This is a genomic window from Phenylobacterium sp. Root1290, assembly GCF_001425305.1.
GTDB lineage: Bacteria > Pseudomonadota > Alphaproteobacteria > Caulobacterales > Caulobacteraceae > Phenylobacterium.
The window spans coordinates 1041556-1054358 of the sequence record NZ_LMEE01000002.1; the positions used below are offsets into that span (position 1 = coordinate 1041556).

Sequence of the window (12803 nt, forward strand, 5' to 3'; positions counted from 1 at the left end):
CGCTATCAAGGAGAGATACTCTCATGCGTAAGCTTGTGATCCTCGCAGTGCTCGCCGCCAGTCTGTCCGTCACCGCCTGCAACACCGTTTCGGGCGCCGGCAAGGACGTGAAGGCCGCCGGCACCGCCGTGACCAACACGGCTGAAGACGCCAAGAGGTAAGCTTCTCCACGGCGGCCTCGCGCCGCCGTGACGATGCAACCCTGACCGTCACCAGGACGCCGCCCAGCGGCGCGCCGAGGTGGCGGTTTTTGCGTTTCTGGGCCACGGCTCAAGCCGCGACGCGATAATCCGGATTGCGGGCATAGAGCCCTGGCCGCCCCGCGACCGGCTGGAAGGCATCGGTCAGGCCCGCCACGGACTCCTGGTCGCCCAGGAACAGGTAGCCTTCCGGACTGAGCGCCCGGGCCAGGTTGATCAGCAGCCGCCCCTTCATCGGCTCGACCAGGGTCGAGAGCACGTAGCGGCAGAAGATCACGTCGAACCGCCCGGCGGTCGAGAGATCGGCGACCAGGTTGACGCGCCGCCAGCGGATCATCTGACGCAGGCGCGGCGAGACCCGCCACATGTCGTCCGATTGCTCGAAATGGCGGACCAGCTGGCGGATCGGGAGACCACGCTGGACCTCGAACTGAGTGTAGATCCCGCTCTGGGCCTTCTCGAGCTGGCGCTCGCCGATGTCGGTGCCGAACAGTTCGACCCTCAGGCCCGGCAGTCGGCCGCGCTCGTCCTCGACGATCATCGCCAGGGAATAGACTTCTTGGCCGGCGGCGCAGGCGGCCGACCAGATGCGGACCGGCTCGCCGCCGCGCGCATGCGCAAGCGTCGGCAACACCTCGTCCCGGAACAGGGCGAAGGGCTCGCGATCGCGGAAGAAGGCGCTCTCGGACTGAGCCATCGCCTCGACGATCGACCAGGCCAGCTTGTCCTCGCGCCGTTCGCGCAGGATGGTCAGCATGTCGGCGAGACTGCCGAAGCCCTCGCGGCGGGCCACCGGGCCCAGGCGGCTTTCGATCAGGTACGATTTCTCGGGATCGACGCGCACGCCCGCGCGCGCCGCGCACAGCTGGGCGACCAGTTCACGGTCGTCGAGCTTCATGCCAGGCCGACCTCGGCGAACTTCGCCGTGATGATGTCGCCGTCGAAGGGCTTCATGATGTACTCGTCGGCGCCGCTGTCGAGCGCCTCGCGGATGCGTTCGATACTGTTCTCGACCGTGCAGAAGACCACCGTCGGCCGCTCGCCGTCCGGCTCCTGGCGCAGGATCCGCAGGAACTCGATCCCGGACATCGCCGGCATGTTCCAATCCAGCAGGATCGCGTCGGGCATGGCCGCGCGACACCAGGCGAGCGCCTCCAGCCCGTCGGACGCCTCGGCGATCTCGAAGCCGATGTCCTCCAGGATTCGGCGCGCGACCTTGCGGATCACGCGGCTGTCGTCAACGACGAGACAGGTCTTCAACGCGGACGCTCCTCCCTCGTGGCGTTTCTGGCGCTGCGTTGGTTAAGGAGCCGTATGGCGCAGGCCAGATTCCCGCGGCGATCCCCGGTCTAGCTGGGGACAGACTCAGATTTTGTCGATTGAGGCCCGCCAGCCGGCGCCTAGGCTGCCTGCTCGACCTGTTCCGACATACCCAGCCCAAGAGGCCCGCGATGATCGACGTCCACTACTGGCCGACGCCCAACGGCAAGAAGGTGACCATACTGCTTGAGGAACTCGGCCTGCCCTATCGGATCGTGCCGGTGCACATCGGACGCGGCGACCAGTTCACCGACGGCTTCCTGGGCATCTCGCCCAACAACCGCATGCCGGCCATCGTCGACCATGAGCCGGAGGGCGGCGGCCCGCCGCTGAGCGTCTTCGAGTCCGGCGCGATCATGATCTATCTGGCGGAGAAGGCCGGGCGCTTCCTGCCCGCCGACACCCGCGGCAAGTACGAGGTCATCCAGTGGGTGATCTGGCAGATGGCCAACCAGGGGCCGAAGTTCGGCGAGCGCGGCCACTTCAGCCGGGTGGCGCCCGAGCACGGCGACCAGTCCTACGCCCAGCGCCGCTTTGGCGACGAAGTCCACCGGCTGTACGGCGTGCTGAACAACCGGCTCTACGACCGCCGCTACATCGCCGGCGACGACTACTCCATCGCCGACATGATCTCGTATCCCTGGACCGCAAGCTGGGAGCTGCAGGGCATCGACATGGGCGAGTTCAAGTACTTCAAGCGCTGGTTCGACGAGATCAGCGCCCGCCCGGCCGTACAGCGCGGCATGGCCGTCGTCGCCGATCCCGGCGAGGACCCCAAGTCGATCACCCCGCAAGAGCAGGAGCGCCGGCGCGGGTTGCTCTACAACCAGCGCGCCCGGCCGGCGCCCGCCTCCTAGATCAGCGCGGCGGGCTCGACGTCGAGCTCCTTGAGCAGCGGCTCGGCGTAGGCGACGCGGCCGGTTACCGTCTGCGGGTCGCCCGAGGCCAGGCGATAGACCGCCTCGGCGATGTACTCGATCGGCTGCACGCGGCTCTTGGTGGCCTCGTTGATCAGGCCGTGGACGGCGACGCCGGGCGTATCGACAAGGCCCGGCGAGACCACGTTGACGGCGATGTTGTCGGCAAAGACCTCAGACGCCAGGCCGGTCGAGAACCGCTCCAGCGCGGCCTTGCACATGCCATAGACGGTGCCGCCGCGGCCCGGCCCATAGGGCTGCTTGGGATGGATGCCGGCCGGCGAGGAGATGTTGACGATCCAGCCGGCGCCCTTGTCGCGCATGCCCGGAATGACGAGCTGCGAGAGGTGGAACGGGGCGTAGACCTGCACCTCCATCATCAGCTTGAAGCGCTTCTCCGGGAACTCTTCGACCGGGATGAAATAGGTGATGGCGGCGTTGTTGATCAGGATGTCGACCGGGCCGTAGAGGGCGCTAGCCTCCTCGACCAGCCGCTCGCGTTCGGAGGCCTGGGCCAGGTCGGCCTTGATGAAGGCCGCCTCGCCGCCCGCCTTGCCGATGCGCTCGACGGTGTCCTGAAGCGTGCCGGGCAGACGGCTCTCGCCGCTCTCGGCGGTGCGGGCCGAGGCGACGACCTTGGCGCCTTCCTGCGCCAGGCGCGCGCAGATCGCTTCGCCGATGCCGCGGCTGGCGCCGGTCACCAGGGCCACGCGGCCCTTCAGCGAGCCGTTCGGATTGAATCGGGCTTGGCTCATCTCAAATCTCCCTAATGAAATGTCTTTGTTTTTATTGAGATACGGGACCTGTTCCGGCCCCGCTTAGGAAACGCCCTCCGCAGTCTGGAGAGCGGGCTTGCCCACCGAGGCGGGCCAGGCGTCGACCGTGACCCGGCGCATATGCCGCCGCTGTCCCGGATAATCGTTGAGCGCGAAGTGCCAGACCGAGCGGTTGTCCCAGAAGGCGACCGATCCGGCCGTCCACGCGAACCGGCAGGTGAAGGCCTCGTAGCGCGAGTGCTCGAACAGGAAGTCCAGCAGCGGCTTGCTCTCGCGCTTGCTCCAGCCGTCGATCCGCATCGTGAAGGCAGGGTTCACATAGAGCGCCTTGCGGCCGGTCTCGGGATGGACCTTGACCACCGGGTGGATGAACTCGCCGACCGCGCCTTCGGCTTCGACGACCTTCATCGACTGGCGCTTCTGGGCGGAGTGGCCTTGCGACGAGTATTCGCGACCGGCGGAATGGACGGCGTTGAGCGTTTCCAGCGTCGCCTTCAGGCCGGGCGAGAGCGCGTCGTAGGCGGCGGCCTGGCTGGCGAACAGGGTGTCGCCGCCCCACTCCGGGATTTCGACCGCATAGAGGATCGAGCCGATGGAGGGGTTCTCCAGGAAGCTCATGTCGGAGTGCCAGCCGCCGCCAAAGTTCACCTTGTCGCCGGGCTCCTTGACGATCTCCATGAGCTCGGGATGGCCCGGCATCCCGGCCACATAGGGGTGGATGTTCAGCGGCCCGAAGCGGCGGCCGAAGGCGAGCTGAGCCTCGGGCGTCAGGTTCTGGCCCCGGAAGAACACCACCTGATGCTGGATGAAGGCGGCGCGGATCTCCTCGATCACGGCGTCCGGCAGGTCGCCGGCGAGATCGACGCCGGAAATCTCGGCGCCCAGGGCGCCGGCTACCTTGCGGATCGTAAGGCCTGACATCGGACCATCTCCTCTTGGCTGGAGGGATCAAACAACGCCTGGGGCCCGAGCGCGAGTCAGAAGCTCTCACTTAGGCTGCAGCAAATCCCACCGGTTGCCATAGAGGTCCTCGAACACCGCCACGGTCGCGTAGGGCTCGTGGCGCGGCGGCTCGAGAAACTTTACCCCCGCCGCGGTCATCCGGGCGTGATCGGCGGCGAAGTCGTCGGTGTGCAGGAAGAAGCCGACCCGGCCGCCGGTCTGGTCGCCGACCCGCGCGGCCTGGGCCTCGCCCGCCGCCTTGGCCAGCAGCAGCCCGCCCTGCGATCCGGGCGGGGTGACGACCACCCAGCGCTTGCCGCCGCCCATGTCGTCGTCGCGGGTCAGCTCGAAGCCAAGCTGTTTCACATAGAAGCCGATCGCTTCGTCGTAGTCGCGGACGACGAGCGCCGTAAGGGCGAGGCTTTGGGTCATGTGACCTCCGATTGGGCTCTGGACCGCAGCGGCGCCCAAGCTAGAGTGCCGCCCATCTATTGGGGGGAGTATCCATGCGTAGAGTCTCGGCGCCCACCGCCGCAAAAATTCTTGGCGCCGCCATCGTTCTTGGCTTGGGCGTTGCGGGCCAGGCGGCCGCGCAGACCCAGCCGGCCACGGTCATCCATGCCGGCGCGCTGCTGGACAAGCCGGGCCAGGCGCCGCGCGGCGCCTCCACCCTCATCATCCGTGCCGGCAAGATCGAAGCGGTGCGCGACGGCTTCGTCGAGCCCGAGGCCGGCGCCAAGGTCGTCGACCTGCGCGACCAGTTCGTGTTGCCGGGGTTGATCGACAGCCACGTCCACATCTTCAGCGACGACGACAAGGTCCGCTCGCGGATGGAGTTCCCCAACCGCGACATCGAAGACAACATGGTCATCGGGATCGACAACGCCCGCCGCACCCTGGAGGCCGGCTTCACCACCATCCGCGACCTGGGCAGCGACATCCGCAGCGTCACGGCCCTGCGCGACGGCATCAACGGCGGCCTGATCACCGGCCCGACCATCGTTGCGGCCGGCCGCGCGATCGCCGTCACCTCGGGCCACGGCGACGGCTCCAACAACCTCAACCGCGACCTCGCCGAGGTCGCCCACCAGCATGGCGAGAACGTCTGCAACGGCGCCGAGGATTGCCGCCGCGCGGTCCGCAGCCAGATCAGCCAGGGCGCGGACGTCATCAAGTTCACCGCCACCGGCGGGGTGTTGTCCAATGTGGCCGGCGGCCTGGGCGCCCAGATGTTCGACGACGAGATGAAGGCGGTGGTCGAGACCGCGCACATGTTCGGCCGCAAGGTCGCCGCCCACGCCCACGGCACCGACGGCATCGCCGGGGCGCTGAACGCCGGGGTCGACTCGATCGAGCACGGCACCTTCGGCACGCCGCAGACCGACGCCCTGTTCAAGAAGACCGGCGCCTATTTCGTGCCGACCATGCTGGCCCCGAAGACCGCGCTGGATCAGGCTCGGGCCGGCGCGCGCTCGCGCAATTCGCTGGAAAAGGCCGAGATCGCGGCCAAGGCGGCAATGGAGAACCACAAGCGCGCCATCGCCGCGGGCGTGAAGATCGCCTTCGGCACCGACACCGGCGTCTCGGCGCACGGCGACAACGGCAAGGAGTTCGCCCTGATGGTCAGCGTCGGCATGAGCCCGGCCGAGGCGATCAAGTCGGCGACCGTCAACGCCGCCGACCTGCTGGGCCGCTCGGCCAGCATCGGCACGCTGGAGGCCGGCAAGGACGCCGACATCATCGCCGTCGCCAAGAGCCCGCTCAGCGACGTGACGGAGCTGGAGCGCCCGACCTTCGTCATGCACCGCGGCGTCCTCGCCAAGGTCGGCGGCCAGCGCGCGCCGTTCCCGCCGAACTAGCGCGAGCTGGCCCGGCGCCGCGCGCAGGAGTTGTCATGCCCCGCAGTTAGGCTAGGGTCACGCCTAGCTTAGCTTCGGAGAGCACGATGGACTTGATGTTCCAACCGCTCCGCAAGTACGCGGATTTTTCCGGCCGCGCGCGCCGGATGGAGTTCTGGCTGTTCTGGCTGTTCCTGATCGGAATCCAGATCGTCTTCTCAGTATTGATCGGGATCGTCGCAGGCCCCACGGCGGCCGTGGCCGACCCGGCGGACCCGTTCGCAGTCCTGAACGGTCCGGCCAAGGCGCTTTATGGCGTCTTCGGCTTGGTGATGCTGGGCCTGTTGATCCCCAGCATCGCCGTAGCGTTCCGGCGCCTGCACGACACCAACCGCACGGCCTGGTGGGTGCTGCTGGGGCTGATCCCGTTCCTGGGCGCGCTGGTGCTGATCGTCTTCTATCTGCTGGACGGCACGCCTGGCCCCAACAAGTACGGTCCCGATCCCAAGGGTCGGGTCTCGGCGGTCGCGGCCTGATCTGCGATCTGGTGAGGCGCTGGCCGCCTCACCAGACGCTCGGCCGCCGTCAGGCCGGAACCGTCGCCGCGAAGGTGACCTTTTCCTCGGCCACGTCGGCGAACACCCGGCCGCCGGCGTCGCCCATGAACAGGTGGACGTAGTAGGCCTGGACCCAATGGCCATGCAGGCCGTCGGCCAGGGGCTCGCCACGCAAGCCGCTCAACACCTCGGGGCGCAGACGCGCGCGCGGCCCGACCGCCTCGACGGCGATGGCGATGGTCGCTTCCTGGGCCACCGCGCGGATCTTTGCCACGCCGCCGGTCGGCAGGGCCGCCCCGGCCATCTGGGCCAGGTTCATCAGCACACGGGCCGCGGGCTTGTTGAGGCTCGGCGCCTCGACCTGCCAGTCCAGCGTCGCGCGCATGTGGTTGAAGACGCCCTGGGCCAGCCGCTCCAGCTCGCGCGGGTCGAAGGTCTCGGCCGAGGCCGAGGCGCCGAACGCCACGCGGGTGAAGGCCAGCAGGTCGGCCAGCTTGCGCGCCGAACCCGAGATCAGGTTCATCGCGTCTTCCTTCATGTCCTGGGCGCTGGGATCGTCCAGCAGATCCAGGCCCGAGACGATGGCGCTCGCCGGGCTGATGAAGTCGTGACACATGCGCGCGGCCAGATAGGCCGCCACCTCAGCGGTGCGCGGCGGAGCCTTCGCTTCCGGCGCGGTTTCAGGAGTCGATTGGGGGGTGTCTACGCCGTCCATCATTACGCTCGCGAACTTGTCCTGATTTGGCGCTTTGGCAAACGCGCCGCTCCACTCTAGAGAACCACCCATGGGCGGTCCCGATCCCTTCCTTGAGCCCGGTGCGCTGGTCCGGCACCCGACCCAGGAAGACTGGGGCGTGGGCCAGGTGCAATCGATCGCGGGACGCAAGGTGACGGTCAACTTCGAGCATGCGGGTAAACAGGTGATCGACAGCGACGTGATCGCACTGGTGTTTCTTGGCGACGACCCGCGAGGCGCCCGATGAGCCGCGAACGCGACGTCGGCGAGGTGCTGGCCGAGATCTGCGAAGAAGCCGCGGCGCTGATCCTGCCGCTGTGGAAGTCAGGCCTGACGGTGTTTTCCAAGGCTGACGAGAGCCCGGTGACCGAGGCCGACCGCCGCGGCGAGGCTCTGATCCTGGAGCGGCTCTCCGTCGCCTTCCCCGACATCCCGGTGATTTCGGAAGAGGACGCCAGCGAGTTCGGCACCCCCGACGCCATCGGTCCGCGCTTCTTCCTGGTCGATCCGGTGGACGGCACCAAGGCCTTCGTGCGCGGCGATCCGAACTTCACCGTCAACATCGGCCTGATCGAGGACGGCCGTCCGGTGGCGGGGGCCGTGAACGCTCCGGCGACCGGCGAGACCTGGTTCACCCAGGGCGGCGTGGCGATGAAGCGCAGCCCCGGAGCGGCGGCGCATGTGGTCCGCACCCGCGCCTGGCCGCAGGGCGCGGCGGTGGCGCTGATCAGCCACACCATGAAGGAAGAGACCGCTCAGAAGCTGGCCGAGCAGTACGGCTTCGACCTGCGCGAGCCGATGGATTCGTCGATCAAGTTCTGCCGCATCGCCGAGGGTTCGGCGGACATCTATCCGCGCCATGGGCCGACCATGGAATGGGACATCGCCGCCGGTCACGCCGTGCTGGCGGCCGCGGGCGGACAGGTGAAGACCCCCGAGGGCCAGGACGTGGGCTATGGCAAGGCCGACGCGGGATTCCGCAACGGCTGGTTCGTCGCCAAGGGTTAGCCGTTCTGCCCCGCCGAGGCCGCAGCCATGGTGGGGGCCGCCGGCGCGTGGAGTGAGCCCGCCGGGCCGACGGCCACATAACCGGCGAAGCCGACCGCAAAGGCGGTCGCCGCGATCCAGGCGAATGGCCGGACGATTTGAAAGACGCTGACTTCGGTCACTGGCTGTTCCTGTCGAGACCCATGTTAGCGGAACAGCCGAAACCCGCGCCGGGTTGCGAGGCGAATTCGACAATCTCGGTCATGACCGCGACGAACGCTTCAAGGGCCGCAGGTGCGTCTTTCAGGCCACAGAGAATTATTTGCGACTAATTCGCATTGCCATGGTCCATACGCCTAACTAAGAGCGCCTCGCAGTTTCATTTGCACATTTGGCCTCGGGGCATTCGATGAATAATCGACGGACTAGCGGCGTTCGCGCCTATGCGCGCAAGGCGCTCACTCCCGCTGCAGTCGCCGGCGTCGCCGGCCTGGCCCTGGCGCCGCAACTGGCGCTGGCCGATGAAGCGGCCGACAATGCGACCGAAGTGTCGGGCGTCCAGGTCGAAGGCCACCAGGCGCTGAAGCCGAGCTCCCCGAAATATACCGCCCAGCTGCTGGACACCCCGCGCAGCGTGACCGTGATCCCGCAGGCGGTGATCACCCAGACCGCCGCCACCTCGCTGGCCGACCTGCTGCGCACCTCGCCGGGCATCACCTTCGGCGCCGGTGAAGGCGGCCAGCCGCTGGCCGACCGTCCGTTCATCCGCGGCCAGGCCTCGGGCAACAACATCTTCGTCGACGGCATCCGCGACTCGGGCGGCCAGGTTCGCGAGGTCTTCAACCTCGAGCAGGTCGAAGTCATCAAGGGTCCGGACAGCGCCTACAACGGCCGCGGCTCGGGCGGCGGCTCCATCAACCTGACCACCAAGCGTCCGAATCTGGAGCAGGCGATCGCCGCCAGCGCCGCCGCCGGCACCGACGGCTTCCTGCGGGGGACCATCGACGCCAACTTGCCGGTCGGCGAGACCAGCGCGATCCGCTTCAACGTGATGGGCACGCAGGGCGACGTCCCCGGCCGCGACAGCGTCGATTTCGACGCCTGGGGCGCTGCGATCAGCGGCGCCGTGGGCCTGGGCACCGACACCCGTCTGACCGGCAGCTACTATCACCTGACCCGCAACGACATGCCCGACTACGGCGTGCCGCTCTACACCAAGCTGGGCGGCGCCACCGCGCCGCGCACCACCGCCAGCGGCGTCCTGGATGTGCCGCGTGACTCGTTCTACGGCCTCAAGGCGCGCGACTTCCAGAAGACGGAAGCCGACGTCGTCACGCTGATCGCGGAGCACGACATCAACGAGGCGATCACCTTCCGCAACGCCTTCCGCGTGGCCAAGACCCTGAACGACTACGTGGTCACCAACCCGGGCGACGGCGGCGCTGCGCAGTTCGTGGCCGGCGAGTGGTGGATGAAGCGTGGCACCAAGTCCCGCTGGAACGAGGCGGTCACCGTCGCCAACGTCACCGATTTCTACGGCAAGTTCCAAACCGGCGGCATCGAGCACAGCTACGACGTGGGCCTGGAACTGTCGCGCGAGACCAACCGCAACGCCTCCTACGTGATCTACACGACCGCCGGCGCGGCCTGCCCGACCGGCTTCACCGGCGCGACGACCGCCGCCGGCGTCGGCGACTGCACCCGCGTCTACGCGCCGAACCCCAGCGACCCGTGGCAAGGCGTCATCGCCCGCCCCGATCCGTCGGTGAACTACACGAACACCATGGGCGTCTACGCCTTCGACACCATGTCGTTCGGCGACAAGTGGCTGCTGAACGTCGGCATCCGCTTCGACGACTATTCGGTGAAGGGCCGCGACGTTGGGGCGACCAGCGCCCAGGGCGTGATCACCGGCACGACCATCACCCCGCGCAAGGGCGACTGGCAGTTCACCAACTACCAGGTCGGCCTGGTCTACAAGCCGGTCGCGAACGGCAGCCTGTACGCTTCGTACGGCACCTCCTCGACCCCGCCGACCATCACGGGCGGCGACCAGAACACCGGCACGGGCACCGGCATGGGCAACCTCGCCAACGTGCTGCTCGACCCCGAAGAGATCACTTCGGCCGAAGTCGGCGTGAAGTGGGCGTTCTTCAACGAGCGCCTCTCGACCTCCGCGGCGATCTTCCACATGACCCGCGAGAACGCCCAGATCCTGATCGAGAACGGCGTCTACGCCCAGGTCGGCGAGACCATGGTCCAGGGCCTGGAAATCGGCGTCACCGGCCGCGTCACCCCGGCCTGGATGGTGTTCGGCGGCTATACCTACATGGACAGCGAACTGGTCCGCGGCGCCTACAACAGCGTCAACCAGGGCGACCAGCTGGCCAACACGCCCGAACACACCTTCAGCCTGTTCACCACCTACGACCTGAACGAGCACTTCAGCTTCGGCGGCGGCGCCTACTATTCGTCGGACAGCTACGGCGGCAACCAGGGCGGCGCTGGCGGCGGCGGCAACCGCATCTACGCCCCGTCATACTGGAAGTTCGACCTGTATGCGGCCTACCGCATCCGCGAGAACCTGGACCTGCAGCTGAACATCAAGAACGTCGCCGACGAGGATTACATCGCCCAGACCAACGGCGTGCACCACGCCGACTACGGTCCGGCCCGCCAGGCGATCCTGACGCTCAACTACCGCTTCTAGTCTCTGCACCAGAGATCGGACGCCGAAAGGCCCCGCCCCGCCCGGGGCGGGGCCTTTTGTCTTCCGGCCATCTCGCCTTAAGGTCCCGCCCGATGATGCTGCATATCCCCGAGGTCCTGACCAAGGCTCAGGTAGCCGAGCTGCGCCAGGCGATCGACGCCGCGCCGTGGGTCGACGGCAATGCGACCTCGGGCACGCAGTCGGCGCTGGCCAAGCGCAACGCGCAGCTGCCGGAGGGATCGCAGGCCGCGCAGTTCGCCGGCGAGAAGATCCTGGACGCCCTGTCGCGCAGCCCGCTGTTCGTGACCGCCGCCCTGCCCCAGACCGTGTTTCCGCCGCTGTTCAACCGCTATGGCGGCGGCCAGACCTTCGCCACCCACGTCGACAACTCGATCCGCCAGAGCCGCGACGGCGCGGTGCGCATCCGCAGCGACCTTTCGGCCACCCTCTTCCTGACCGAGCCCGAGGACTATGACGGCGGCGAGCTGCTGGTCGAGGACACCTACGGCGTCCATGAGGTGAAGCTGCCGGCCGGGGACCTGATCCTCTACCCGGCCTCCAGCCTGCATCAGGTCACGCCGGTCACCCGCGGCGCGCGGACCTCGAGCTTCTTCTGGATCCAGAGCATGATCCGCGACGACGCCCGCCGCGCTTTGCTGTTCCAGATGGACATCGCCATCCAGCAGCTGTCGCTGAAGGTCGGCGCCGGCGCGCCGGAGCTTGTGTCGCTGACCGGGACCTATCACAACCTGCTGCGCATGTGGGCCGAGGTCTAGCCGCGAACAACGGCGGCGCAGACCTCCGCGAACGGGAGGGCGTCATGACCTACGAGACCATCACCTACGAGATCCGCGGTCAGGTCGGGGTGCTGACCCTGAATCGCCCCGAGAAGCTGAACGCCATCTCCGCCGAGCTGCGCCGCGACCTGGAGGCGGGGCTGATCGCGGCGCGTGACGACGACGCTGTCCGCGCCCTGGTGCTGACGGGAGCCGGTCGCGGATTCTGTTCGGGCGCCGACTTGACCGGCCCCGCGCCAGAGCGCGACGGCCCCCCGCCGCAGAGCGAGCGCCTGGACGAGGAGGCTTGGATGGGCCGCTGGGCGCGGTTGCTGCGCGACTTCGACAAGCCGCTGATCGGCGCGATCAACGGGGTGTGCGCCGGGGCCGGCATGGCCTGGGCCCTGGCCTGCGACGTGCGCATCGGCTCCGAGCACGCGCGCTTCAAGACCACCTTCGCCGAGCGGGCGATCTCTCCGGACTCGGGGTTGTCGTTCCTGCTGCCGCGGATCGTCGGCTACGCCAGCGCCGCCGACCTGATCTTCACCAGCCGCATGGTGCTGGCGGACGAGGCGCTGAAGCTTGGCCTTCTGAACCGCCTGACCGCCCATGAGACCCTGCTGGACGACGCGATCGCCTATGGCGAGCAGATGGCGCAGTGGCCGCCGCTGGCCATCCGCATGGCCAAGCGGGTGCTGCAGACCAACATGGAGTCCGACTTCGTCAGCGCCGTGAAGTACGAGTCCGTCGGCCTGGCCCACGCCCGCCGCGCCGTGAACGACGTCAAGGAATCGGCCGCCTCGTTCCGCGAGAAGCGCAAAGGCGTCTACACGGGCACGTAAAATGAGGTCATAAGGCGCGCGTCATCTTTCGGAGAACGCGTCATGGCCCTCGACACTGGCGACCAGCAGAAGACCTTTAACTGGGAAGACCCGCTGGACCTGGCCTCGCGCCTCACCGAGGAAGAGCGGATGGTGTGGGAGAGCGCCCGCGCCTACGCCCGCGAGAAGCTGCTGCCGCGCGTCGTCTCGGCCTACGCCGACG

The 12803-nt window shown here is 68.0% G+C and carries 16 protein-coding genes; 9 read left to right on the forward strand and 7 right to left on the reverse strand.

The features are described from left to right. The first annotated feature begins 23 nt into the window (after positions 1 to 23). Positions 24 to 161 (forward strand): entericidin A/B family lipoprotein, encoded by a 138-nt coding sequence (locus ASC79_RS14630; RefSeq protein ID WP_056017788.1) that lies wholly within the window; start codon positions 24 to 26, stop codon positions 159 to 161. 109 nt (positions 162 to 270) lie between these two features. Here the strand turns inward: ASC79_RS14630 and ASC79_RS14635 are convergent, their stop codons facing one another. Both ASC79_RS14635 and ASC79_RS14640 read right to left on the reverse strand, forming a co-directional pair. Continuing rightward, positions 271 to 1098: a protein-glutamate O-methyltransferase CheR gene (locus ASC79_RS14635; RefSeq protein WP_056017791.1), complete on the reverse strand. Its 828-nt coding sequence runs from the start codon at positions 1096 to 1098 to the stop codon at positions 271 to 273. Beyond that, positions 1095 to 1460 (reverse strand): PleD family two-component system response regulator, encoded by a 366-nt coding sequence (locus tag ASC79_RS14640; protein WP_056017794.1) that lies wholly within the window; start codon positions 1458 to 1460, stop codon positions 1095 to 1097. The genes ASC79_RS14635 and ASC79_RS14640 overlap by 4 nt, the downstream gene beginning before the upstream one ends. A gap of 191 nt (positions 1461 to 1651) precedes the next feature. On the opposite strand from ASC79_RS14640, the gene ASC79_RS14645 reads away from it, so the two are divergent. After that, a complete protein-coding gene (locus ASC79_RS14645; protein WP_056017798.1) occupies positions 1652 to 2377 on the forward strand; it encodes a glutathione binding-like protein in 726 nt (241 codons plus the stop codon). On the opposite strand, the gene ASC79_RS14650 is transcribed toward ASC79_RS14645, so the two are convergent. The 3 genes from ASC79_RS14650 to ASC79_RS14660 form a co-directional block, all read right to left on the reverse strand. Then, complete coding sequence (locus ASC79_RS14650) at positions 2374 to 3192, reverse strand: SDR family NAD(P)-dependent oxidoreductase (protein ID WP_056017802.1); 819 nt, start codon at positions 3190 to 3192, stop codon at positions 2374 to 2376. The two genes, ASC79_RS14645 and ASC79_RS14650, sit on opposite strands and share 4 nt — an antisense overlap. Positions 3193 to 3255: 63 nt before the next feature. Beyond that, a complete protein-coding gene (locus ASC79_RS14655) occupies positions 3256 to 4134 on the reverse strand; it encodes a TauD/TfdA family dioxygenase (RefSeq protein WP_056017805.1) in 879 nt (292 codons plus the stop codon). 66 nt (positions 4135 to 4200) lie between these two features. Then, positions 4201 to 4587, reverse strand: coding sequence for a VOC family protein (locus ASC79_RS14660; RefSeq protein ID WP_056017807.1), 387 nt, complete (start codon positions 4585 to 4587; stop codon positions 4201 to 4203). 74 nt (positions 4588 to 4661) lie between these two features. Here ASC79_RS14660 and ASC79_RS14665 point away from each other — a divergent pair, with 74 nt between their 5' ends. Together ASC79_RS14665 and ASC79_RS14670 are read left to right on the forward strand one after the other, a co-directional pair. Next, entirely contained in the window at positions 4662 to 6014 is a 1353-nt protein-coding gene (locus tag ASC79_RS14665; RefSeq protein WP_056017810.1) for an amidohydrolase family protein, read from the forward strand. Between the two features lie 86 nt (positions 6015 to 6100). After that, the gene (locus ASC79_RS14670; protein WP_056017813.1) at positions 6101 to 6529 is read left to right on the forward strand and encodes a DUF805 domain-containing protein; all 429 of its coding nucleotides are present in this window, start codon (positions 6101 to 6103) and stop codon (positions 6527 to 6529) included. 49 nt (positions 6530 to 6578) lie between these two features. On the opposite strand, the gene chpT is transcribed toward ASC79_RS14670, so the two are convergent. Continuing rightward, positions 6579 to 7265, reverse strand: a complete 687-nt coding sequence (gene chpT, locus ASC79_RS14675; protein ID WP_056018019.1) for a histidine phosphotransferase ChpT — start codon at positions 7263 to 7265, stop codon at positions 6579 to 6581. 70 nt (positions 7266 to 7335) lie between these two features. Between chpT and ASC79_RS14680 the strand changes: the two genes are divergently transcribed. After that, positions 7336 to 7533 carry a DUF3553 domain-containing protein gene (locus ASC79_RS14680; protein WP_056017816.1) on the forward strand — a complete coding sequence of 66 codons (198 nt, stop codon included), beginning with the start codon at positions 7336 to 7338 and terminating at the stop codon, positions 7531 to 7533. Next, the gene (gene cysQ, locus ASC79_RS14685) at positions 7530 to 8294 is read left to right on the forward strand and encodes a 3'(2'),5'-bisphosphate nucleotidase CysQ (RefSeq protein ID WP_056017819.1); all 765 of its coding nucleotides are present in this window, start codon (positions 7530 to 7532) and stop codon (positions 8292 to 8294) included. The genes ASC79_RS14680 and cysQ overlap by 4 nt, the downstream gene beginning before the upstream one ends. Here cysQ and ASC79_RS21130 read toward each other — a convergent pair. Next, entirely contained in the window at positions 8291 to 8455 is a 165-nt protein-coding gene (locus ASC79_RS21130; RefSeq protein WP_156378275.1) for a hypothetical protein, read from the reverse strand. The genes cysQ and ASC79_RS21130 overlap by 4 nt on opposite strands. Positions 8456 to 8682: 227 nt before the next feature. Between ASC79_RS21130 and ASC79_RS14690 the strand changes: the two genes are divergently transcribed. The 3 genes from ASC79_RS14690 (at position 8683) to ASC79_RS14700 (ending at position 12601) form a co-directional block, all read left to right on the forward strand. Beyond that, on the forward strand, positions 8683 to 10983 hold the full coding sequence (locus ASC79_RS14690; RefSeq protein WP_056017824.1) for a TonB-dependent siderophore receptor: 2301 nt from the start codon (positions 8683 to 8685) through the stop codon (positions 10981 to 10983). 92 nt (positions 10984 to 11075) lie between these two features. Further along, positions 11076 to 11759, forward strand: coding sequence for a Fe2+-dependent dioxygenase (locus tag ASC79_RS14695; RefSeq protein WP_056017827.1), 684 nt, complete (start codon positions 11076 to 11078; stop codon positions 11757 to 11759). Positions 11760 to 11803: 44 nt separating this feature from the next. After that, positions 11804 to 12601 (forward strand): enoyl-CoA hydratase/isomerase family protein, encoded by a 798-nt coding sequence (locus ASC79_RS14700; protein ID WP_056017833.1) that lies wholly within the window; start codon positions 11804 to 11806, stop codon positions 12599 to 12601. Positions 12602 to 12803 lie beyond the last annotated feature (202 nt).

What these genes read in the sequence shown, in the direction of transcription:
- ASC79_RS14690 (WP_056017824.1), top strand. Translation starts at nt 8,683, where the DNA reads ATGAATAATCGACGGACTAGCGGCGTTCGCGCCTATGCGCGCAAGGCG.
- ASC79_RS14650 (WP_056017802.1), bottom strand. Translation starts at nt 3,192, where the DNA reads ATGAGCCAAGCCCGATTCAATCCGAACGGCTCGCTGAAGGGCCGCGTG.
- ASC79_RS14660 (WP_056017807.1), bottom strand. Translation starts at nt 4,587, where the DNA reads ATGACCCAAAGCCTCGCCCTTACGGCGCTCGTCGTCCGCGACTACGAC.
- ASC79_RS14665 (WP_056017810.1), top strand. Translation starts at nt 4,662, where the DNA reads ATGCGTAGAGTCTCGGCGCCCACCGCCGCAAAAATTCTTGGCGCCGCC.
- ASC79_RS14695 (WP_056017827.1), top strand. Translation starts at nt 11,076, where the DNA reads ATGATGCTGCATATCCCCGAGGTCCTGACCAAGGCTCAGGTAGCCGAG.
- ASC79_RS14645 (WP_056017798.1), top strand. Translation starts at nt 1,652, where the DNA reads ATGATCGACGTCCACTACTGGCCGACGCCCAACGGCAAGAAGGTGACC.
- cysQ (WP_056017819.1), top strand. Translation starts at nt 7,530, where the DNA reads ATGAGCCGCGAACGCGACGTCGGCGAGGTGCTGGCCGAGATCTGCGAA.
- ASC79_RS14670 (WP_056017813.1), top strand. Translation starts at nt 6,101, where the DNA reads ATGGACTTGATGTTCCAACCGCTCCGCAAGTACGCGGATTTTTCCGGC.
- ASC79_RS14700 (WP_056017833.1), top strand. Translation starts at nt 11,804, where the DNA reads ATGACCTACGAGACCATCACCTACGAGATCCGCGGTCAGGTCGGGGTG.
- ASC79_RS14635 (WP_056017791.1), bottom strand. Translation starts at nt 1,098, where the DNA reads ATGAAGCTCGACGACCGTGAACTGGTCGCCCAGCTGTGCGCGGCGCGC.
- ASC79_RS14630 (WP_056017788.1), top strand. Translation starts at nt 24, where the DNA reads ATGCGTAAGCTTGTGATCCTCGCAGTGCTCGCCGCCAGTCTGTCCGTC.
- ASC79_RS14655 (WP_056017805.1), bottom strand. Translation starts at nt 4,134, where the DNA reads ATGTCAGGCCTTACGATCCGCAAGGTAGCCGGCGCCCTGGGCGCCGAG.
- chpT (WP_056018019.1), bottom strand. Translation starts at nt 7,265, where the DNA reads ATGGACGGCGTAGACACCCCCCAATCGACTCCTGAAACCGCGCCGGAA.
- ASC79_RS14680 (WP_056017816.1), top strand. Translation starts at nt 7,336, where the DNA reads ATGGGCGGTCCCGATCCCTTCCTTGAGCCCGGTGCGCTGGTCCGGCAC.